The 21,113-nt window shown below is 39.7% G+C and carries 21 protein-coding genes and 2 riboswitches; of the genes, 4 read left to right on the forward strand and 17 right to left on the reverse strand.

The annotated features are described in order from the left end of the window. Positions 1-90 precede the first annotated feature (90 nt). Positions 91-1,122: a selenide, water dikinase SelD gene (selD, locus tag RYM16_RS01670; protein WP_314981940.1), complete on the reverse strand. Its 1,032-nt coding sequence runs from the start codon at positions 1,120-1,122 to the stop codon at positions 91-93. A 9-nt stretch (positions 1,123-1,131) separates the two neighbouring features. After that, entirely contained in the window at positions 1,132-1,335 is a 204-nt protein-coding gene (locus tag RYM16_RS01675; protein WP_004693828.1) for a DUF951 domain-containing protein, read from the reverse strand. Between the two features lie 803 nt (positions 1,336-2,138). Between RYM16_RS01675 and rbr the strand changes: the two genes are divergently transcribed. Then, entirely contained in the window at positions 2,139-2,684 is a 546-nt protein-coding gene (rbr, locus tag RYM16_RS01680; protein WP_054748060.1) for a rubrerythrin, read from the forward strand. Between the two features lie 375 nt (positions 2,685-3,059). Next, positions 3,060-4,178 (forward strand): IS256-like element ISVesp1 family transposase, encoded by a 1,119-nt coding sequence (locus tag RYM16_RS01685; protein ID WP_314981942.1) that lies wholly within the window; start codon positions 3,060-3,062, stop codon positions 4,176-4,178. Between the two features lie 49 nt (positions 4,179-4,227). On the opposite strand, the gene thiM is transcribed toward RYM16_RS01685, so the two are convergent. Genes thiM through thiW form a run of 3 tightly spaced genes read right to left on the reverse strand, consistent with a single transcriptional unit; the run spans position 4,228 to position 7,071 of the window. After that, a complete protein-coding gene (gene thiM / locus RYM16_RS01690) occupies positions 4,228-5,745 on the reverse strand; it encodes a hydroxyethylthiazole kinase (protein WP_314981945.1) in 1,518 nt (505 codons plus the stop codon). A gap of 4 nt (positions 5,746-5,749) precedes the next feature. Further along, on the reverse strand, positions 5,750-6,592 hold the full coding sequence (gene thiD, locus RYM16_RS01695; RefSeq protein WP_314981947.1) for a bifunctional hydroxymethylpyrimidine kinase/phosphomethylpyrimidine kinase: 843 nt from the start codon (positions 6,590-6,592) through the stop codon (positions 5,750-5,752). After that, positions 6,592-7,071, reverse strand: coding sequence for an energy coupling factor transporter S component ThiW (gene thiW, locus RYM16_RS01700; protein WP_105081595.1), 480 nt, complete (start codon positions 7,069-7,071; stop codon positions 6,592-6,594). Before thiW ends, thiD begins: the two co-directional genes overlap by 1 nt. Positions 7,072-7,133: 62 nt before the next feature. After that, a riboswitch (TPP riboswitch) is annotated at positions 7,134-7,228 on the reverse strand. Between the two features lie 82 nt (positions 7,229-7,310). Continuing rightward, a riboswitch (TPP riboswitch) is annotated at positions 7,311-7,416 on the forward strand. A gap of 52 nt (positions 7,417-7,468) precedes the next feature. On the opposite strand from thiW, the gene cytX reads away from it, so the two are divergent. Beyond that, positions 7,469-8,665: a putative hydroxymethylpyrimidine transporter CytX gene (gene cytX, locus RYM16_RS01705; RefSeq protein ID WP_314981949.1), complete on the forward strand. Its 1,197-nt coding sequence runs from the start codon at positions 7,469-7,471 to the stop codon at positions 8,663-8,665. Positions 8,666-8,877: 212 nt separating this feature from the next. On the opposite strand, the gene RYM16_RS01710 is transcribed toward cytX, so the two are convergent. From RYM16_RS01710 to modA, 3 genes are all read right to left on the reverse strand, one after another. Next, entirely contained in the window at positions 8,878-9,507 is a 630-nt protein-coding gene (locus tag RYM16_RS01710; protein WP_009352125.1) for an ATP-binding cassette domain-containing protein, read from the reverse strand. Positions 9,508-9,515: 8 nt separating this feature from the next. After that, the gene (gene modB / locus RYM16_RS01715) at positions 9,516-10,184 is read right to left on the reverse strand and encodes a molybdate ABC transporter permease subunit (protein WP_009352185.1); all 669 of its coding nucleotides are present in this window, start codon (positions 10,182-10,184) and stop codon (positions 9,516-9,518) included. A gap of 97 nt (positions 10,185-10,281) precedes the next feature. Beyond that, positions 10,282-11,070 (reverse strand): molybdate ABC transporter substrate-binding protein, encoded by a 789-nt coding sequence (gene modA, locus RYM16_RS01720; RefSeq protein WP_314981951.1) that lies wholly within the window; start codon positions 11,068-11,070, stop codon positions 10,282-10,284. A gap of 378 nt (positions 11,071-11,448) precedes the next feature. Between modA and RYM16_RS01725 the strand changes: the two genes are divergently transcribed. Beyond that, positions 11,449-12,438 carry an AEC family transporter gene (locus RYM16_RS01725; RefSeq protein ID WP_314981953.1) on the forward strand — a complete coding sequence of 330 codons (990 nt, stop codon included), beginning with the start codon at positions 11,449-11,451 and terminating at the stop codon, positions 12,436-12,438. Between the two features lie 75 nt (positions 12,439-12,513). On the opposite strand, the gene RYM16_RS01730 is transcribed toward RYM16_RS01725, so the two are convergent. From RYM16_RS01730 to glmS, 9 genes are all read right to left on the reverse strand, one after another. Further along, a complete protein-coding gene (locus RYM16_RS01730; protein WP_314981955.1) occupies positions 12,514-12,804 on the reverse strand; it encodes a metalloregulator ArsR/SmtB family transcription factor in 291 nt (96 codons plus the stop codon). Between the two features lie 193 nt (positions 12,805-12,997). Beyond that, positions 12,998-13,444 (reverse strand): universal stress protein, encoded by a 447-nt coding sequence (locus RYM16_RS01735; protein ID WP_105081589.1) that lies wholly within the window; start codon positions 13,442-13,444, stop codon positions 12,998-13,000. Between the two features lie 170 nt (positions 13,445-13,614). Continuing rightward, positions 13,615-14,886 carry a hypothetical protein gene (locus RYM16_RS01740; RefSeq protein ID WP_314981957.1) on the reverse strand — a complete coding sequence of 424 codons (1,272 nt, stop codon included), beginning with the start codon at positions 14,884-14,886 and terminating at the stop codon, positions 13,615-13,617. An 8-nt stretch (positions 14,887-14,894) separates the two neighbouring features. Beyond that, positions 14,895-15,653 carry an amino acid ABC transporter ATP-binding protein gene (locus RYM16_RS01745; protein WP_054748040.1) on the reverse strand — a complete coding sequence of 253 codons (759 nt, stop codon included), beginning with the start codon at positions 15,651-15,653 and terminating at the stop codon, positions 14,895-14,897. 47 nt (positions 15,654-15,700) lie between these two features. Then, positions 15,701-16,357, reverse strand: coding sequence for an amino acid ABC transporter permease (locus RYM16_RS01750; RefSeq protein ID WP_009352132.1), 657 nt, complete (start codon positions 16,355-16,357; stop codon positions 15,701-15,703). Between the two features lie 123 nt (positions 16,358-16,480). Then, positions 16,481-17,293, reverse strand: coding sequence for an amino acid ABC transporter substrate-binding protein (locus RYM16_RS01755; protein ID WP_314981959.1), 813 nt, complete (start codon positions 17,291-17,293; stop codon positions 16,481-16,483). A gap of 113 nt (positions 17,294-17,406) precedes the next feature. Then, positions 17,407-17,892 (reverse strand): hypothetical protein, encoded by a 486-nt coding sequence (locus tag RYM16_RS01760; RefSeq protein WP_314981961.1) that lies wholly within the window; start codon positions 17,890-17,892, stop codon positions 17,407-17,409. Positions 17,893-17,928: 36 nt separating this feature from the next. Then, positions 17,929-18,915 (reverse strand): tryptophan--tRNA ligase, encoded by a 987-nt coding sequence (trpS, locus tag RYM16_RS01765; protein ID WP_298708223.1) that lies wholly within the window; start codon positions 18,913-18,915, stop codon positions 17,929-17,931. Positions 18,916-18,973: 58 nt separating this feature from the next. After that, the gene (gene glmS, locus RYM16_RS01770; protein WP_314981963.1) at positions 18,974-20,806 is read right to left on the reverse strand and encodes a glutamine--fructose-6-phosphate transaminase (isomerizing); all 1,833 of its coding nucleotides are present in this window, start codon (positions 20,804-20,806) and stop codon (positions 18,974-18,976) included. Between the last annotated feature and the right edge of the window lie 307 nt (positions 20,807-21,113).

Genomic DNA, 21,113 nt, shown 5'->3' on the forward strand with positions numbered 1-21,113 from the left:
TATTATATACATTATATATTTTGTGAAAGTATTAGCTAATATACTTTAATCAAATATCTATGCTAATAGTAAATCCCTGTTTTTATAATTTTATTCTGTAACGCGTACTGCTAATCCACTAAAGCTTTCAACAGTACCAATTATAGCCGCACAGTCTATACCAGCCTTATGTAACGCCTCTACGAGTTGTTCACCTTCATTAGCAGGAACAGAGAACAGTAAACCACCCGAGGTTTGGGGATCAAAGAGAATATCCGTCCATACAGGGTCCAAAGCCTGATCTACTTGAACGTCTGTTATAGCTTTGCGATTCCCATAGGATGCAGCTGGTACTAATCCCATCTGAGCCGCTTCGATGACATCATCAAAGAGAGGAATGTCGTAAGCCTTAATGTGTATTGTCACATCCGAGGCACTAGCCATTTCTACAGAGTGCCCCATAAGACTAAAACCAGTCACATCAGTACAAGCATGCACAGTAAAGTTGTGAGCAACCTCTGCACCTACTCTATTTAAAGTACTCATGCTAGTGACAGCTTGCTCTGTACCTACAGGGAATAAATCTGCTTTCAGCGCATTATTCATGATACCTGTTCCAATACGTTTTGTTAGTACCAATACATCCCCTACTTGGGCCCCTTTGTTTTTCCAAATACAATTAGGATTTACTTGCCCTGTCACAGACATACCAAAGATGGGTTCTTTATTTTCTATGCTATGGCCACCTACGATAGCTGCACCAGATTCGGCGACAATTGAACCCGCGCCGTTTAACACGTCTGTTAATATTCCTTGCTCAACAAGAGGTACTGGAAAGCCTACGATGTTCATGGCAGTCAATGGAGTTCCACCCATAGCATACACATCGCTTAATGCATTAGCAGCGGCAATCTTACCAAATAAAACGGGATCATTCACCATAGGGGTGAAGAAATCTAAAGTCTGTACCAATGCCAATGTATCAGAAATTTTATATACACCTGCATCATCAGAACCAGTCATATCCGCTAAGACTTGGTCATTTGTAACAGGTGTCACTGCTTTCAAAACACGATTTAATATATGCGGACCGATCTTACACGCACAGCCCCCATTTGTCACATAGTCGGTAAGTCGTACCATAAGACCTCCTTACTCATTCTCTGGCAATCGAGAAACGATTTTCTTGACAGCCTTTTCAAATTTAGGGCGCGGCATCAGCAGTTGATGACCACAGCCGTTACATACGATGAGAAAATCCGTGCCAATACGTTTCACTTCCCACTCGTCACTACCGCAAGGATGTGATTTTTTCATCTTCACCACATCGCCTACATAATATCTAACAAATGCCATAGCGCCTCCTTTTACGTTAGTATGTATATACTTATTATACATAAATCAATTGATTCTATAAATATATCTTAATTCTATAGTTCAACCATCTTATATATAACAACATACTATTTATTCTATTTATTTTACTGAATCTATTTATTCTATCTTATTCTATTTACCGTTCTTATTTAGTTTATTCTGTTCTGTTTTACAATTTCTAACTTTGATTTATATGTCGCTTACCTGTTGATCAGTAATTATATTTAACATTTTATAGTTATAAGCCAAAAATAATTTTGGCTAACAAGCTCTATATTATGAGGAATTATTAGTACATCTAAAGAAAATAATATCAACAACTAATCAATAATGATTTTTCATTTAGTTATCATTCTCAATATCAAAATGACTATTTTTTGTAAATCCCATACTTTTCATTCTTTAAGAAACCGCATTCTTACTACTTTGATAATATTTATCATTTAGAAAATTTTCGAAATAAATTTTACAAAAACACTTGCATTTCTCATTTAGTATGTTACAATATAGTCAACAATGATTATTCGTTAAGTATACGGATAGCACATTGTATATAAAACTGTTAAGACGGCAAGTGCCGAAAAACACAAATAAGTAAGTACTATTTTAAGAGTTAGACAAGTGTCTATTTGATCTAAGAATAAGTTTTCTTACCAAGGCGAAGTCGCCCACGAAAATTGTAGAATAAGTATTCTATTATTTGAATTCACAACCAAGTGGTTATGAATATATAAGTTAAGTAACAAATTTGAAAATTATCGTAAGTACAAAGGAGTATTAAAATGGCTGAATTAAAAGGTACAAACACTGAAAAAAATCTTCAAGCAGCATTCGCTGGCGAATCCCAAGCATTCCAAAAATATACTTTCTACGCAGCAGCAGCTCGTAAAGCTGGCATGAACGAAATCGCTGATTATTTCGAAGAAACAGCTCACAACGAATCCGCTCATGCTAAATTGTGGTTCAAAGCTCTTCATGGTGGCGACGTATCTTCCGATATCGAAGCTAACCTTCGTGATGCAGCAGCTGGTGAAAACTACGAACATACTACAATGTACAAAGATTTCGCTGACGAAGCTGAAAAAGAAGGCTTTGCAAAAATCGCTTACCAAATGCGCGAAGTTGGTAAAATCGAAGCTCGTCATGAAGCTCGTTACCTTGCATTAGCAGCTCAAGTATCTGGTAACAAAGTATTCCACAACGACCAACCAGTAGCTTGGATCTGCGCTAACTGTGGCTATGTACACGTTGGTGAAGAAGCTCCTAAAGTTTGCCCAGTATGTGCTCACCCACAAGCTTTCTTCCACCGTTTCGTTGAATCCATCTAATCTGTAAGTACTACACTAACTAAACTAACAACCTGTAAGTACAGATTTTAATGAAACTATACATGTAAGTACACTTAATCTTACAGTAAGTACTGACAACTTCCTAAAAAAAAGACGATGACTCAAGTCATCGTCTTTTTTGTGTTCTATTTACTATTAAAGAGTATATTCTATTAGGGTTATAGGACAAAAAGTGTTGCTATTAATGCCGATGGAACTAGTTAAATACTAGCTCCATCGGCATTTTATCTTTTTGAGTAACTTTTACATATAGGACAAAAAGTGTTGCTAAAAAGTCTGAAACTCCTTGATTTTACTGACTCAAATGAGGTTTTATCTTTCTAAAGAGATATATTTTTTAGAAGGAGTATAATTATGAAACTAGTCAGATGCCCTAATTGTGGTTTCGTCTGTAAGAGAAATGGTAAAACAAATGCGGGTTCTCAACGTTGGTATTGTAATCAATGTTCTTACTCATTCACAAATAAAGTGAATAAAACTAACAATAATTTACAGATATTTTTGGATTGGTTATTTGGTAAACACACACAGTTAGATATGGCTGGCGATGGACGTTCATTTCGTAGAAAAACATCACAGTTTTGGGAGCTTTGGCCATTACCACCAAAAGTTGAATCATCAAGTAGTGTGGTATTTGTTGATGGTATTTATTTAGCTAGAAATGCTTGTATTTTAATCTGTTGTAATGAGACGCATGTCTTAGGCTGGTATGTTTGTAGATATGAGCATTCTAAGGCTTGGGAGGCTTTATTACGACGTATTTCATCACCTATAGTAGTTATATCCGATGGTGGTACCGGCTTTCAAAAGGCATTAAAAAAAGTTTGGCCGAAAGCCAAACTACAAAGATGCTTATTTCATGCATTTCAACAAGTAAAACGCTATACAACAATACGTCCTAAAACGATTGCTGGTTGTGAGTTATATGGAATTGCAAGGGATTTATTAACAATACACACGCAAGATCATGCTATAAAGTGGGTACAAAACGTTATGTCATGGAAAGTACGACATAGAGTATTCCTATCAGAAATAACAGTTGATGAAAATGGTACGATACGACCTAAACATGAACGACTTATAAAAGCAGAAAATTCCTTAGTTAAATTGATTAACAAAAGATGTTTATTTACTTACTTAGATGCATCGTTAACATGTGCCTGCCCAGCTACTAATAATCGTATAGAAGGTGGTGTAAATGCTCAGTTACGCACTATGTTACGTAATCATAGAGGAATGTCTATTGAAAGACGAATAAAAGCGGTGTTCTGGTGGTGCTATATGCACTCACCAAACCCGCTTTCTAATGCAGAAATACTTAAGGTTATGCCGATCAACAAGAGTATTTCTGATATATATCATACCATACATGAACAATCTAGGTTAGAAGCTTCTATTCCGACTTGGGGTGATGCTATTGTTTGGAGTGATTTGCATAATTATGATCGCCTATTTACCAATCTTTGGGACTAAAATAGCAACACTTTTTGTCCTATAACCCTTCTATTATCTAATATACTAACTACTTAATACCATCAACTAAACATTTAAATTGTTGCACCGCTTCATAAGGACTATCTGCATGAGCAATAGCAGAAATTACAGCTACACCAGAGGCCCCTGCTTGTAGTATAGGTTTCGCATTATCTAAAGTGATGCCACCAATTCCTACACATGGTAATGTTAGCCCTTCTGCTTGTAGTTCAGTAATTCGATTTGGTCCGCACGGTACTTGGGCGTCAGGTTTACTGCTTGTAGCGTACATAGGTCCTACACCTACACAATCAGCGTAGATTACATCGGTCTTATGTAGTTCCTCCACAGAGTGAATTGAAATACCAACCACCTTATGGCCCACAAGATTACGCACCTCTTCTAGCCGCATATCTTCTTGACCTACATGTACACCATCAGCATTAACAGCCATCGCTAAGTCTACATCATCGTTGATAACATAGAGTACATTGTACTTAGCACAGATTTGTTTTAACTGTTGGGCTAACTCTAGTTTCTGTTGCCCCACTAAGGTACCTGCGCCCTTTTCTCTAAATTGGAAACAAGTCACACCGCCTCGACAAGCGTCCTCTACGATAGAGAGTAAACGATTCTCATTCAGTTCCACATCTTGCGTACCACTGATGAAATATACTTGCAATTGATCTGGCACAACTACAGGGCGTATACGATTTTCAGACATAAGCACTGCATCATCGAGTGTATACAAACTATCCATAAAGGCTACACTAAAGCTACCAGGTTTTACGCCACTTACCTGCACTGCATTTTCACCGGCCAAACCATAGTAAGCCAATGCATAGGCGAGAAACTCACCGATAGATAGTCTGTTTTTACATGGATAATAAGCACTGAAGAAAGCCGCCAATACAGCCCCTAATAGACAGCCCGTGCCCGTTACAGCCGTCATAATAGGGTGTCCGTGTGGAACGGCAAATACCCGAGTTCCATCAGAAACATAATCCTCTTCGCCAGTAGCTACAACAGGACAGTTGATTAGGCGCGCTAGACGATATGCGATAACAGCACTATCCTCGATTTGTCCTCCATCTACACCTTTACCGGTAGTGGATGTATCTGCCTGATTATTAGGAATTAAAGCATCGTAGATAGCTTTAATTTCACTTTGATTACCTCGCACTAATGAGATATCACCAGTCTTAATCAAGTCTAACACCACAGATAAACGATAAGCCCCCGCATGACATCCCACTGGATCTAAAACGATAGGAACCTCATGTTTCTTCGCCAGTGCTATGGCATCTTTGTAGTAACTAACCTTGTCTGGTGTAAGAGTACCAATATTGATGAGTAGCGCCGATGCATGGACGATGAGGTCTTTCAAATCTTCACTACACTCACTCATCACAGGCGATGCGCCAATGGCGAGTAAACCATTGGCCGTAAAGGTCCTCACCACATCATTGGTAATACAAATAACGAGAGGGTTTCTCTGGCGCAAGATTTCTAATATATTGAGTTCAGGCCAAATTTGACCATTCATATATGGATTTTCATGGGTCATATCACTATCTCCTCTCGTCATTTTTCAAGAGATCATCCATCGTTTCAGGTCCATTAGATAACAGGTCGTAAGCCATATGATTAACGGGACCACAGCCATTTCCCAGCCCAGGATTATGTTTAATAGCAAGTGCAATATAGTCCTTGGCAATACCAATGGCATCCATTACATCACGGCCTTTTGCAAGCTCCGCCGTAATCACTGCGGAGAAGGTACAGCCCGTTCCATGAGTATGTACCGTATCATATTTAGGGCTTGTCCAACTACGGATGCTACCATCTTTAGTGAAAGCATAATCCGTTGCATCTTCGCCGATGTGACCGCCTTTAATGATAACTACTTGAGGTCCTAAGTCCTGTAAGATACGATTCGCAGCCGTTGTTATGTCACTTTCACAATCAATAGACATGTCCGCTAAGACCTCAGCCTCACTACGGTTTGGTGTAATCACTGTAGCCGTCGGAATGAGTTTGGATTTTAAGAAATTTACTGCCTCATCTGATACGAGTCGGTCACCGCTAGTGGCAATCATAACGGGATCCATTACATAAGGAATTGGTTTACTCACATAAGGATAGATAAGATCCATCATCTCCGGCAAGGCAATCATGCCCGTCTTAACGGCTTGAGGTTCAATGTCAGAATACACATCGTGTAATTGTCGGTCAATACTCTCTAGCGACAGATGTTCTACATGATGTACGCCCGTCGTATTTTGGGCTACCACAGAGGTAACAACAGCCATGCCGTATACGTGACGACTTTGGAAGGATTTTAAATCGGCCATAATACCAGCACCACCGCTAGGATCAGTACCAGCAATTGTCAATGCAGTATGTAGTTTCATTATGCCTCCTTATGTAATAGATGACGACGAGATAAGATTTGTAATACTATGAAACCAATAAAGGCACCTGCTACAGAGCTCATGGCGAAGGATGTAATCAAAGTCAACAATGCCAAAGGTTTACCTAACAAGAAATTGGCTATAGGATAACTCACGAGAGCACCGATAAGGCCAGTACCAATGATTTCGCCTAGAGCCGCCGCCCATAGAGCGTTATATTTCTTATATAAATAAGCCGATAACCAAGCGCCAATCATGCTGCCAGGAAAGGCTAAAGGAGAACCTAGTGCCAATACATTGCGTAAACAAGATGTACTAAAGGCAGCACCTACGGAAAATCTTGCCCCCACCACAACGGCTAAAATAACATTAATCATATGTTGAAACGGAAAAATACGAGCCGGCCCAACAGGAATTGATGTAGTAGATAACACTACGCCTAAGGCCACACATATGCTAGCAATAATCAGTTTTTTCATAATACCTCCAAACATATAAAACAAGACCACTCCAAATGGAATGGTCTCGTAATAGTTTAGTATTATGTTGCACTCCACTTCCCTACGCCGGTATTATCTGGATCAGGTCTAGGGTTTTGAATGGTCAATCTCAGCAAAAGCACCCCTAGTGGCAATATATTTTTATACTCTAGTTATAACATCATTATACAATCTATGCAACAAAAAGAATTGACGGTTTCCTATTATCCGCATATAATGAAGCCATAACGGGGTGCTCACAAGAGTGGGCTGAGAGTAAGCTATCGCTTTAACCCATAACCTGATTTGGATAATGCCAACGTAGGGAACATAGAGGATTAAAAGCCGAGTTCCTATGAACTCGGCTTTTTCTATGACTTCCTGGCAAGGAGGACGTATGAAAAATACATATATTACACAACCACAGTTCGCCATGATATGGTTTGGTGCCGCTCTATCTATAGCGGAAATTATGACAGGAACTTATCTGGCCCCCTTAGGGCTCACTCAAGGTCTATATGCTATCATACTGGGGCATATCATCGGCGGTATATTGCTCTTTGGAGCAGGACTCATTGGTGGACGTTTACGGCAAGGCAGTATGAATACAACCGCCTTCAGCTTTGGACCACTAGGAGCTAAAGGCTTTGCCTTTTTAAATATGCTTCAACTTATCGGTTGGACTAGCATCATGATCTACGATGCCATGCTAGCCTTACAAGAGCTAGCACCTCTATCCCCTATAATTTGGACGATAGCTATCGGATCACTTGTCATCTTATGGCTTTTCATCGGCCTCCACAATACGGGCTATATTCAAGCCATCGTATCTGTTCTATTGCTAGGGCTCACCCTCTACATGGGCGCGCACATGATATCGCAGTGGCCTAGTGAAGGTATCCTTCTAACTAGCGGAAACATGAGTTTCATCGCTGCTCTTGAGTTATCTATTGCCATGCCACTATCTTGGCTACCTCTCATCAGTGATTATACCCGTGAAAGTAAAAAACCTTTCTCCGCATCACTTACAAGTGCTACAGTCTACACTGTAACAAGTATCGTTATGTACACCTTAGGTCTTAGTGCCGCAATCTTTGGCGGTGGCGACTCCATCATTACTATCATGATGAATGCAGGCCTCGGTCTTGCAGGCCTCATCGTTATCATCTTCTCTACCGTTACTACAACCTTTATGGACGCTTACTCTGCAGGCGTATCTAGTACGACTATCTATAACGGTGCATCTAGTAAAGGTATCGCCGTCATCGTTACTATTGTGGGCACTATTGCAGCTATTCTATATCCAATGGATGATATTACAGACTTCCTATACCTCATCGGCTCTGTATTTGCACCGATGATTGCCATCTTATTGGCGGACTACTTTATCAATCGCCAACAAGTCCAAACATTATCCGCTTATCTCGTACGAGGTCTTATTTGGGCCGTATCCGTTAGTTTATACCACTATATGTTACATAGTGAAAGCACAATAGGTGCTACATTACCAGCCTTTACAATGGCATTTGTTGTTACAGCTATCATTGGATTTATAAGTAAAACAGCACACACATCTGCTGAAATCAAGCAATAACCAAAATGAAAGTAAATACACTGCTCTCATTAGTATTAACTAACTAAGAAAAAACACCTTCACAATCCGCCAGTAGGTGAACTGCACCCCAAAAATTGGACACATTTTTTGGGGTGCAGTTCATAGGATTATGAAGGTGTTTTTATGTATCTCTATTTAATTTTAAAGTATTTTATCACTGTATCAAAACCATATGATTTGAATGTTTATCATTATTCAGTAATCGTAATAAGCCCGTTTTCACAGGTCCAGTGTCTATCGCCTACGCTTTCTGCTTCGCTTTCATCATGAGTAACCCATACGCAGGGTACATCCCATTCACGGATGATAGATACGAGATCCTCACGAACTTGTTTTCTCAAATTCCAGTCTAGTGCAGATAAAGGCTCATCGAGGAGCAAAACAGTCGGTTTAGAGTAAAGAGCACGACCAAGTGCAACCCGTTGTTGCTCACCACCAGATAATCTCCCCGCCTTAGTATGGCGGTATTTTTCTAAACCTAACCGTTGTAACAACGTATTACACATGTCAGGTGTACCTCGTTTGCTATAGGTAATATTACGCTCTACCGATAGATGGGGAAACACAATATTGCCTTGTGGCATATAGCCTACTTGTCGCTCTTGAGCGGGCACCCAAAGCTTTTTATCTCGATCAACCCACGTTGTTTCATCACATTGAATACTGCCAGTTGTGGGTTTCACGAGGCCCGCGATGCATTTGATAAACGTACTTTTACCACTACCGGACTGTCCAGTCAGCACAGTAATGCCAGACGGCAGAGCACCATCGGCTTTCACAGTCACAGAAGGTCTAGCTACAGTAAAGGAAAATGTAATCATAGAACCTCCTAATTATTATCTGTATGGCGGAACAAGGAACCTTTTGTAATAAGGTGAATCCCGCTCAGTAACGCCAATGTAAGAACACAAATATAAATAACTAGCTCAAAGGCATCCATATACTGCCCTGCCTCTACATAGGAGTAAATAGCTAATGGCATAGTACGTGTTACCTTTGGAATATTACCAGCAATCAAGATGGTAGCACCAAATTCGCCCATGGCACGGCAGAACGCTAAAATACTACCTGTTAAAATACCTTTCCATGCGAGCGGTACAGATATGGTAAAGAAAATGCGTAGCTCTGAAGCACCTAATGTTCGAGCTACATCCTCCATATTATGATCTACGGACTGCAATGCAGAACGTACCGTTTGATAAAACAGTGGAAATGCAATAACAGAGGAGGCTATGACGGCACCAGAAGCGGCAAAGACGACGCTCATGCCATGAGCTTCAAGCCAAGCCCCAAAGGCATAGCCCGGTGTAAATACCATAAGCAGCGCAAAACCAACGACTACAGGAGGTAGTACTAGAGGCAATGTAATAAGAGCATCAAGAATAGCAATGCCGCCCCATTTACAGCGATTCATCCAGTAGCAAGCGGCTAAGCCACTTAGGATAACAATAACGAGAGCAATGCTCGCCACCCACAACGATAGCCAGAATGGACTCATGCCACTCCCCCTTTCTATATACAACAAATTTAGGCTATGTACAATATCTATATTGTACCATAAGAAAACGCTAGCCATGAGAGCTAGCGTTTTACCCTTATTTAGAAGTGGAGAAACCGTATTTCTCTAATACTTTTTGGCCCTCTGGACTCATTACGTACTGGTAAAAGTCTTTTGCCAATGCATTGTCATATTTTTTAATGATACCAATTGGATAGATAACTGGATCATGAGAGTCTGCAGGTGTTACTGCGGAAATTTGAACGGCATCACCTGCTGCAATAGCATCCGTTTTGTAAATGAAGCCAGCATCACCAGCGCCTTGGCTAATAGATGCGGTTACAGCTTTTACATCTTTTGCATATACTACATTAGGCTCTACTTGTTCCCAAACGCCTAATTTTGTTAATACTTGCTTACCATAGTTACCAGCTGGCACTGTTTCAGGATTACCCAATACAATGCGTTTCACAGTAGCAATTTGACTTAACTCAACTTTAGGTTGACCTTTTGGAACTACAAGAACTAACTCATTAGTTACGAAAGGTTTAACATCAGTTACAAGGTCTTTTTCTTGTAATATTTTCATATTTTTTTCGTCAGCAGAGATGAATAAGCTAGCTGGTGCACCTTGTTCAATTTGTTGACGTAATGTGCCAGAACCAGCAAAGTTAATAGCAATTTGATCTTCTGCTAAATTATGACTTTTTTTGTAAGCATCAGCCAGTTCTGTAAGAGCCCCTTTAAGACTGGCAGCAGCTTGTACCGTAATCTTTTCAGATGTACTTGGTTTACCTGTTTCTGCCGGTTTGCTTGCATCGTTACCACAGCCTACTAGAAAAGCAAGCATAAAAACGCTCATTAATACTAATAGAATTCGTTTCATAATTCCTCCTGTGCATCCCTTTGGACGCCACACTGTGAAAGCTATGGTCAAACCTTGAGACACATCGACTAACAAGAAACTAAATATACAACATATTCACATTATACTATAAATACATAGTTTAGGTCGTATGCAAAAGCTCACATTCTGCATAGATATTTCTGATGATTATGATTAGTAATCATAATAGATAAATTTTTAAACCTCAAATAATACATACTATGGTATGATAATACTATAGAGGATAAGAAAGTTCTGAGCAGATTTTGAAACTTATCCACTAATTATTCATATAATACTAACTGTATATTTACTCTATACAGTTATATAATAAGTTAAAACTATGTCCTATTTTAATAAGAAACTCTAGGTGAGATAATGAATTTATTCGTATTAATAGGCCATATCTTTATGAATTCCATGATACCTATTTTAATACTTATAGGGGTTGGATTTATATTAGATAGAAAATTTAAACTCGATCTGTATACGCTGAGTAAGCTGAACTTCTACATATTATTACCTACTTTTATATTTAGAGCTATGTATGAAGCAAAGCTTAACTCAGGCACATTAGAAATTGTATTTGTTGCATTCTGTGTACTCATACTAAACTCCATACTATCGGATGTAGTTGGGCGAATGCAGGGTTATGACGTAGCCAAGATTGGGACCTTAAAAAACTGCGTTATGTTTAACAATGTTGGGAATATGGGTGTCGCCCTTGCTATATTTGTATTTACAAATGTACCCTATGTTATTGATGGCGCCACCCCCTATGCAAACTTAGGTCTTGTAAGCGTCGTATCCATCATGATTATTCAAACCATCAGCAGTAATACGTATGGGTTTTACCAAGCCGGTGCGGGTAGACTAAGCCCACGAGATGCGCTAAAAGTAGTGTTCCACATGCCAATGGTATATGCCATTCCAATGGCTCTACTCTGCCAGTTGCTGCCTTTTGATTTACACGGTCTCTTCTTCTTTGCACCACTTAATATTTTCGCCAACGCTTTCGTCGGTGTTGCTATGATTGCCTTAGGTGTACAAATTAACAGAACGCCATTAAACTTCTTTAAACTTGATGTTATGCTTGCTTCAACCTTGCGTCTTGTTGTAAGCCCACTCATAGCCGCTGCTATAACTATATTATTCATCAAGTTCTATGGTCCTATGCACCCAATAGCAGCGCAAACTATTATCATAACCTACAGTGTCCCAACAGCTATCAATATGTCTCTCATTGCAATTGAAATGAAGAATAATCCTGAATATGCTACGCAAATCGTTATGGGCACTACAATTCTATCAGCAGTAACTATGCCGCTATTCATTACAATCGCCTATTATCTTTTCCCATTATATTGATACTAGTATACCTATACAAAGAGGAGCCCTTTAAAAGGGCTCCTTTTTTTACATTTTAAATAATTATCTTTTTATTTACTGATGAGCTACGTGTTCCATACCCATTCTTACTAGACCTTCTACATGATCATCGTTTAGAGAGTAGTATGCAGTTTTTCCTTCCTTGCGATAGGTTACAAGGCGTGCTTGACGCAATACACGCAATTGGTGGGAAATAGCTGATTGTCCCATCCCCATAGTTTCTGCGATGTGATTTACACACATTTCGTTTTCTAGTAATAGTTCTACTATTTTAAGGCGTGTAGGGTCTCCCAAGATTTTAAACAGCTCTGCTAGCTTTAGCAATGATTCTTGTTTGTCGCTCATATAGTCCCCCTTAATTTCATTCATATCCATGCTTATAATCTATATTTCTTATGTATAACTAATCGATGTTTCTTAAATTAGATTGCTCATATGTAGAGCATACATATAAACATTATATCATTTTTATTATATTAAAAAAGAGACTTTGTAAAAACAAAGTCTCTTTTTGTAACATATCAAAACAGGATATGCATTATTTAATGATTAGTACAGGGCAAGTGGAGTGGCTAGTTACATAGCTACTTACGCTACCCATGAATAAGCCTTTCAAAGGACCAAGGCCACGGCTACCCATTACGATAAGATCAGCATCGTATTTTTTAGCTACTGCAAGTAATGCAGGTCCTGGGGAGCCCACTTCGAATACGCTTTTAACTTTAACGCCTGTAGGAATTTCTTGCACTACATCGTTAAGAATTTCTTTACCAGTTTCTTCCATATCTTCAGCGATTTGCTCAGATACGTAGCCACCAGAGATTGGTGTTTGGTCGAAATTGGAAATAGCAGATACGATATTCGCAACGTGAACAACGATCAATTCAGCTTGGTTGCGGTCTGCTACTGCAAGAGCATGCTCTAATGCACGTTTAGCATTTTCAGAACCATCAGTAGGTACGACAATAGTTTTGTAGGTAACCATAATAACCCCTCCTATTACTAATCCCTCAAAGGGGATATGATCAAAGATCGTTTAGCCTATACTAATATATTCTAGACTATCAAGGAAAACTCCTCTTTTTCCAAAAGGATTTATTACATTATAGCACAAATTATACAGAATTATACAAACAAAAGAATATTATGTGTATATTAGAGAACTTGTGAAGATTGATTAGTATTGAGAGTCGTAGTCAGCTTAAATCCATCTAGTATATCGATAAGCTCATGTGTAGCTAAACTAACACCTGACGGACCAATCATACGCGCTACTGCTACATTGCCTTCATTACCAAGGATGATGGTAGCACCAAAGGATACTGGAGCCGCCGCCGATGTATCAGAGGTATTCGGATTTTTCATATGTCCCGCAAGATAGAACATTACATTTCCATCGATGATATGCGTTTCATAACGAGTAATGCTCGCCTTATTCACCTCAACGAGTTGTTTCAGGTAATAATCACCAAGCATTTGCTTACCCATCATCGTCGGCATCCCTGTGCTAACTGCTTGTACAGGGATTGTAAAAGACTCTACATCGAGGCGAATATTATGCTTAGTGAAAGCAATCTTACCTTTCTCGTTAAGACGAGTGAAGCCTTTTGGATACGTAAACTTGATGCCTTCTGCCACACTAATATCATTCGTTCCAGTTAAGAACTGTTTAACCCCTTTAATGGCATTAGAATTCTTTTTGTTGATTAGTTCAAAGGATGGAATCGTATGTTCCATCAAGCCAGCCTCCATGAAGTCCGCTTGAATTGGCGCATAGGTACTAACCAAATTATAGCGATGCGTAGGATCTTTATCCATAATGAATTCTGCTTCAAACACAGATTGTACCGGTTCTGTAGAGGTCATTTCTGCATAAGATTTCGGCGTTGTTTTATCCCAACGAGCAGATGTAGCACCTTTCTTACTAAAGAAACCACCTACAATATCATTATGTTCAAAGGCGTTGCTATGTTGACGCCAAATGCTCAAATACTCCTCGCTAGACATGCCCTTAATCGGCACACCATACCAAGTCGTATTCCATTCCTTTTGAGACACCCCATCTTGTGGTGTATTATTACGCTTTGTGAAAGACACCGTATAAGCATCATCTTGAGTTGGACCGGCTAAGTTGAAGGAATAACCTTGAATATGCTCGCTTTCACTACGCACATCCATATCTAGCATGACACCGTCGGCTACGCGCCAAGGAATTGTAAAAGTGTAACCATTTTTATAGTCCTTAACTACCGTGTTCATTTGAGTAGCATAGGATTTATATTGGTCTGGCAAAATAGAGGCGGAATCCTTTTGAGACTCTACAATCGCCAAAGGTGTTTCAGGCATACCTTTTAAGCCCTCTGCCATGATAGAGGTCGTCCCCAAAGCCATAACAGCTAGTGTTGCTGCAATCAAACGTAACTTCATAGGTCCTCCTATAACATATTATCCAAGAACGCTTTGGTTCTAGCGTTCTGTGGATTGTTGAAAATCTGTTCTGGTGTTCCCTCTTCTTGAATAACACCATCTGCCATGAAGATGACGCGGTCAGATACTTCACGAGCAAAGTTCATTTCATGGGTTACGATGATCATCGTCATATGATCATCAGCCAATTGTTTAATCGTTTTAAGAACCTCACCAGTAAGCTCAGGGTCAAGAGCCGATGTAGGTTCATCGAAAAGCATAATTTCAGGGTTCATTGCTAAGGCGCGAGCAATAGCTACACGTTGTTGCTGACCACCAGATAAACGGGATGGATACATATCGCGTTTTTCCCAGAGTCCCACCTTCTTAAGTAATTGCTCTGCAATCGGTAGAATGTCTTCATCCTTCATGCCTTTTACCATACGCGGTGCAATCATAATGTTATCGAGCACTGTCATATGAGGGAATAAATTGAAAGATTGGAACACCATGCCCATGCGTAATAGCAAGTCATGTTGTGTTTCTTGGCTTGCATAGTTTACAGTGCCATTAGCATCAGTACTAGCAAGAACAGTGCCATCTACAGTAATAGAACCACCGTCGATAGTCTCTAACTGACCTAAACAGCGCAAGAATGTAGATTTACCAGAACCAGAAGGTCCGATGATAGAAACAATTTCCCCTCTATTCATTTTGAGCGATACATCGCGCAATACTGTTTGATTGTTAAAGCGTTTTTCAATACGCTCCATATTTACAAATGTCATAAGTACCTCTTACATCATTACATACGACAAACTACCATAGAAATAGATTAATCTTCATATACAGCAAATCTTCGTTCTAAGTAGTTGAAGATATTCGTCAAAATAAAGGTAAAGATCAAATAGAATATTGCTGCCACAAGGAATGCAGAAATATCAAAGTCACGTTGTACGATAGACTTCGTAATACGCAAGATATCATTCATCGCTAATACATACACAAGAGATGTATCTTTCAACAAGTTAATCGTTTCATTGGCAAGAGGTGGCAATACACGCTTAAACATTTGCGGCAAAATAATTTTTCGCATAGTTTGAGAGTACGTAAAACCAAGTACCTTTGCTCCTTCGTATTGACCACGAGAGATGGATTGAATACCACCGCGGAAAATTTCACATAAGTAAGCTGCGTAGTTTAATACAAAGGTAAGAACGGCTGCCGTCGCATCGTCCATTTGAATGGCCCCATCTGTAATGATTGGTAAAGCATAATAGACGAATAAAATTTGTAACATCAGCGGTGTACCACGCATTAAGTACACGAAAGCGTCTACTAGCTTATCTACTAAAGGCAATTTAGATAGGCGCAACATAGCCATCAGGATGCCGCCTGGGATAGATAAAATCCATACAATACAGAATAGTGATACGGTTACCTTTAATCCATCGGCGATGGTTGGAATAATCTGTAATAAATAATCTAACATGGAATGCTCCTTCAAAACACGACTAGAGAAGAGGCATCTGGCCTCTTCTCTAGTGTACATTTCGTTCTTTAATTATCAGTTGTACCTACTGACCATAGTACTATTAGTATACCACGAATCGTACTATTTAGCATCGCTCTTATCAAGGTCTGCGCCGGAGCCTAACCATTTTTCAGCAATTTTATCAGCAGTACCGTCTTTTTTCATTTCAGCTAAGATACCATTGATTTTGTCACGCAAAGCAGTATCTTCTTTGCGGAAACCAACTGCGAAATCATCTACACCGTAATCAGTACCTTCTACGATTTTGTATTTACCAGGTTCTTTTGTCATGAGGTAACGAGCAATAACGCCATCAGCAATAACCGCATCTACACGTCCAATACCAAGATCCATGAAAGCACTTACGAAATCAGCATAGGATTTTATTTCTTTAACAGTCTTACCGCTTTCATCCTTTTGTAATGCAGCTTCACCAGTACTAGCTTGTTGTACGCCAACCACTTTACCAGCAAGATCAGCCTTACCTTTGATGGACTCATCTTCATTACGAACGATGATGTATTGTTTGTCTTTCATATATACATTGGAGAACAAAATATTTTTCTCACGTTCAGGAGATACGGTTAAACCATTCCACAATGCGTCGATTTTTTTAGATTTTAGTTCCGCTTCTTTACTGGACCAGTCGATAGCTTTGAATTCTACGTCCATGCCAGCACGTTTAGCCGCTTCTTTTGCCATGTCGATGTCAAAGCCTACGATTTCGCCTTTATCATCTTTAAAGCCCATTGGAGGGAAGCTATCATCTAAACCAATGACAACTTTCTTAGGTAATTCTGTATTCGCTTTTTTAGCGTCGCCACCACAACCCGTTACAAATACCATCATAGACACAGCTGCAAGGCCAACGGCCATCATCTTTTTCCAATTCATAACTATCCTCCACGGCGTTATCGCCTAATCTCTACAAACTTTTATGATTCGTACAATTCATTTTCTGTACCTGATGATTGTATTATACTTTAGTTCGTTAAAGTTGTAAATAGTTAATTTGATGAATTTTCATTTTTTTTATGGATGGCCTCTATCATGGCCATTTTGTCCTTATATGGTACTTGAGTTAAATCAAGGGGGATTACATAAATACCACCATGACCGTTCATAGCCTGCAATTCACGCCACCCTTCGGTAAAACCGATGATATGATCGTAATCGACAAAGACAAAATACTCATCCCCATTAAAGAGACTGTGAAAGTATTCTTTCACAGAAAAAGGCCTTCGCTTTACCACGAGGCCCTTTTCACAGATAAAAGCTTGACTTTCACCTAATCTATGAAGGGTCCACAATATGACGAGCAACAACAGATAATACCATACGCGTTCTACCCAGTCTGAAGGCATATATTTTACGATTAACGCACATACCACAAGACCGATGATGCGACCGGTCCATTGGATTCCGCGATGTATTTCTAAGCTCTGTTGTACGGCACCTGATGAAAAGCGTTCCATCGCCTCTTGTTTCGTCATGGTTTTCCTCACAAATTGAAAGTCTACTATATGTTTTTATTTACGGCACAAGCCCATAGCTTGTTCTACCTTGCGGTACATTACACTAGCTTTAGCTTGAGCCTTAGCAGCCCCTTCATCGAGAATGATATCGAGTTCAGGACTTGTAATCAATTCATTATAGCGTTGTTGAATTGGTTCAAGCGTTGCTACTAAAAGGTCAGCAATATCGGATTTGAACACGCCATAACCTTTGCCTGCGTACATTTCTTCAATAGCTTCGTAGCTGTCTTTTGTGATAGCACGGTAAATACCCATCAAGTTAGAAATGCCAGGTTTATTTTCTTTATCGTAACGCACTGCATTATCAGAGTCAGTTTGAGCACGTTTCAATTTTTTCACAATTAAATCTGGTGCATCCAAAAGACGAATCGTAGCATTTTGGTTGTCATCAGATTTACTCATTTTCTTAGTTGGCTCTTGCAAGCTCATAACGCGAGCACCACCTTCGCCTACCTTGATATCAGGTACTACGAAAGTTTCGCCAAATCTACGGTTAAAACGCTCTGCCAAATTACGAGTCAATTCAAGATGTTGTTTTTGGTCCTCACCTACTGGAACATAGTTAGTACCATATAACAAAATATCTGCCGCCATCAATGGTGGATACGTAAGCAACGCTGTAGGAATAGAGTCACCTTGCTTTTGAGACTTATCTTTGTACTGTGTCATACGCTCTAATTCGCCAACATAGCTGATAGATTGCATAACCCAACCAAGTTTAACATGCTCAGGTACTTCGGATTGCACGAACAATGTTACCTTTTTAGGATCGAGGCCAACAGCGAGGTATAAGGCAGCCAAATTACGAGTATTTTGGAATAACTCTTTTGGATCTTGCGGTACAGTAATCGCATGTTGGTTAACGATACAATAGTAACACTCATCAGTATCTTGATAGTCTAAAAAATTACGTAAAGCCCCCAAATAGTTACCAAGTGTTAACTCCCCACTTGGTTGGATGCCGGAAAATATAACTGCCATAATAGTCTCCCTATATTGAAATAAACCAACAGTGCCGAAGCACTGTTGGTTATATATATTATTCTACGGTTACAGATTTAGCCAAGTTACGTGGTTTATCTACATCTGCGCCACGAGTAATCGCTGCGTAGTACGCCAATAATTGCAATGGTACAACCGCTAAGATTGGAGCGATGAATTTATTTGCACGAGGCACATAGATTGTATGGTCTACGTGTTTAGTTAATTCTTCGTCACCTTTCATGCCGATACCGATGACAACAGCTTCACGAGCTTTTACTTCACGGATGTTGCTGATCATCTTATCGTACACATCTTCTTGTGTAGCCAATGCGATAACAGGTACGCCTTCTTCGATAAGAGCCAATGTACCATGTTTCAACTCGCCACCAGCATATGCTTCAGCATGGATGTAAGAAATTTCTTTCAATTTCAAGGCACCTTCCATCGCTACTGCGTAGTCGATAGCACGACCCAAGAAGAACGCATCAGATTTGAAGCCATAATGTTTTGCAAAGGCTTTCATATCTTCGTCTACTTCAAAGATTTCATGAATCAATGTAGGCAAGCTTTTAACACCGCAAAGTATTTCTTCGCCTACAGCTGGATCCATTTTACCATTTAATTGGCCAAGGTATACAGCGAACAACAAGCCTGCTACTAATTGAGTAGTGTACGCTTTTGTAGACGCTACAGAGATTTCAGGACCAGCCCATGTGTAAACAGTGTTATCTGCTTCACGGGAAATACTGGAACCTACTACGTTTGTGATAGCTAAGGATTTAGCGCCCAGGCGTTTAGCCTCTTTCAAGGCTGCCAATGTATCGGATGTTTCACCGGATTGGCTGATAACGATACATAATGTTTTGTCATCAGTCAATGGATTGCTGTAACGGTACTCAGATGCGATTTCCACATTTACAGGAATGCGCGCTAAGCTTTCAATATATTGTTTAGTTACAAGACCTGCATGGTATGCAGTACCACATGCAACGATGAGGATTTTGTTGAAAGCTGCTACATCGTCAGCAGTCCAGTTCAATTCCTCGAAGTGTACAGTTTTGCCATCTTCGGAGATGTGTGTACCAAATGTATCGCGAACTGCTTTAGGTTGGTCATGAATTTCTTTCAACATGAAGTGTTCATAACCGCCTTTTTCAGCAGCCTCTGCATTCCAGCTTACGTGGAATACTTCTTTATCGACAGCATTACCTTCACGGTCAAATACGGATACATTATCACGAGTTACGATCGCTAATTCGCCATCGCTTAGGATGTATGTATCACGTGTGTAGTTAATGATCGCTGGAATATCGGAGGCAACAAAGTTTTCGCCTTTGCCAAGACCGATAACCAATGGGTTTTCTTTTTTAGTACAAATGATTTTGTCTGGCTCATCAGCACAGATGATTTCAAGAGCATACGCACCGTCAACACGAGCAAGCATGCGGCGTACAGTACCTACGAAATCGCCATCGTACATATCTGCCAATAAGTGAGCTACTACTTCAGTATCAGTTTCAGATTTGAAATGGTACCCTTTTTCGATGAGCTCTTCTTTTAAAGGCATGTAATTTTCGATGATACCGTTGTGAACAACAGCAAATTTACCATCTTCAGAGGAATGAGGATGGGAATTCATATCGGATGGACGACCATGAGTAGCCCAACGAGTATGACCAATACCTACAGTCCCTTCATTAGGATCTGCTTTTACAATCGCCTCAAGATTAGCTAGACGGCCAACCTTTTTTTGAATTTTGATTGCATTTTCAGCACCAATAACAGCGATGCCTGCAGAGTCATAACCACGGTATTCTAATTTCGCCATACCGTCCAATAAGAAATCAGATGCTTGATTAAAGCCAATGTATCCTACGATACCGCACATAAGTATATCCTCCTATAACTGGGGGCATTCTAGCCCCAGCCAACAACTAAGGCTAACAAATTAATGTTCTAGATTAATGTTTCAATTATGTATTAATTATTACTTTAATACAATTCATTCAGATATACTTTGTCCCCATCGTTACCGATGGGATTTTTAATATCTGTTACGACATGAATGTGCCGGAAGAGCATCCGCTGATTATTCGATCACTCTTCACCTCGTCTACCCTAACGACTGCCTTCGCGGGTACTTGCGCTATTCGCCTTTACGAATTCGGACTTCCTTTCTATGATATACGGCAGAA

The organism is uncultured Veillonella sp. (genome assembly GCF_963524655.1).
Taxonomy (GTDB): Bacteria; Bacillota; Negativicutes; order Veillonellales; family Veillonellaceae; genus Veillonella.